This window comes from Aquibium carbonis, from assembly GCF_003970795.1.
In the GTDB taxonomy this organism is placed as follows: Bacteria; Pseudomonadota; Alphaproteobacteria; order Rhizobiales; family Rhizobiaceae; genus Aquibium; species Aquibium carbonis.
The window spans coordinates 1-1587 of record NZ_RWKW01000170.1; the positions used below are offsets into that span (position 1 = coordinate 1).

At 68.4% G+C, this 1587-nt stretch carries 2 protein-coding genes and 1 pseudogene; all 3 read left to right on the plus strand.

Features of this window, described 5'->3' with window-relative positions:
- A partial coding sequence (locus EJC49_RS25280) for a phenylalanine--tRNA ligase subunit beta (RefSeq protein WP_483458065.1) occupies positions 1-524 on the plus strand: 524 nt, incomplete at its 5' end.
- Between the two features lie 172 nt (positions 525-696).
- The gene (locus EJC49_RS25285) at positions 697-1023 is read left to right on the plus strand and encodes a hypothetical protein (RefSeq protein WP_126702690.1); all 327 of its coding nucleotides are present in this window, start codon (positions 697-699) and stop codon (positions 1021-1023) included.
- Between the two features lie 335 nt (positions 1024-1358).
- Positions 1359-1587 (plus strand): annotated as a pseudogene (locus EJC49_RS25290) (hypothetical protein); the annotation flags it as partial.

Sequence of the window (1587 nt, forward strand, 5' to 3'; positions counted from 1 at the left end):
GCGCGCCGGTGGACAAGCTGCAGGTCGAGGCCGGCGGCCCGGCCTGGTACCATCCCGGCCGCTCGGGCACCATCAAGCTCGGCCCCAAGGTCGTGCTCGCCACCTTCGGCGAGTTCCACCCGCGCACGCTGGAGGCGCTCGACGTGTCCGGCCCGCTCTGCGGCTTCGAGGTCTATGTCGACGCCGTGCCGGAACCCAAGGCGCGTGCCACGCGCACCAAGCCCAGGCTCGACCTGTCGCCCTTCCAGGCGGTGCGGCGCGATTTCGCCTTCGTGGTCGACAGGGCCGTCGAGGCGGGCACGCTGACCAGGGCGGCGCTCGCGGCCGACCGGAAGCTGATCACCGGCGTGACGGTGTTCGACGTGTTCGAGGGCGCCTCGCTCGGCGAAGGCCGCAAGTCGATCGCCATCGAGGTGTCGATCCAGCCGGTCGACAAGACGCTGACCGACGAGGATTTCGAGGCGCTGGCCGGCAAGATCGTCGACAACGTCCGCAAGCAGACCGGCGGCGTCCTGCGGGGATGAGGCAGCGCCGCCGCGACCGGTTCGGCGACGTTCGCCGGCTTCCGGTCGCGGTCGAGCGGCGAGACGAAGCCATTGACAATCTCGCCGGCTTCGGATGAAGCCTGCGCCAGAGGGAGCCAGACGGGCTTCCATGCGTTTTGGGCTGACAGGCAGCCAACAGGAGCTTCAGGACATGTACACGCTTGTAATCGATGGCGTCGCCGTCGCCATGACGGACGCCGACGAGGCCGAGGCTCGCGAAATCTTCGACAGCGAGGATTTCAAGGCAGACCTCGCCGACTTCACCACCGACGGCAAGCCGGTGTGGAACGGCACCTCGCCCTTCGAAATCCGCCCCGCGACGGAAGACGAGGAGGATCTCTTCGACGACAGCCTCGACGAGGATGATGAAGAGGACGAAGGCGACGACGCGGACGACGAGGAAGAAGATGGCGCCAGCGTCGTCTTCCTGGTGGTGGTCGACCAGTTCGACGACGAGTTCGACGACGAGGACGAGTGAGCCTCCCAAAGGGTCCACCGATCGACGAAGGCCGTTGCGTGCATCCGCGTGCGCAGCGGCCTTCGCGTTTCTCCGGGGCCGGCGGGTCGTCGTGATCATCAGCCGGTAGGCGCCGGTCCTGCCCCTTGCGGATGATCCATCCGGCCCATCCCCGGCGTTCGGGGCGCGATGGTGCTCACGTTTCCATCTTGCATCCGCCTGGCACCTGCCCCATATCCGCGCCTGCGGGCCGGGCCCCTCTGGCGATCGTTTTGACGGTCGCGATGTCGGACCGCATTGGTAACGGGCCCGCCAAGCATGTTCTGGACGCGCGGGCAGATGGAGGAACCTTTCCCATGCTGCGTCTGCGCGGTCTCAGTCTCTTCGCCCTCTTTGCGGCGGTCTTCTTTTCCTTCACGCTGGTCTCGACCGATTTCGCCGAGGCCCGGCGCGGCGGCAGCTTCGGTAGCCGCGGCTCGCGCACCTTCCAGGCGCCGCCTCCCACACGCACCGCACCGGCCCAGACGGCGCCCGTCGAGCGCTCGATGACGCCCGCGCCCGCCCCCGCCGCGACCCGCCAGCAGA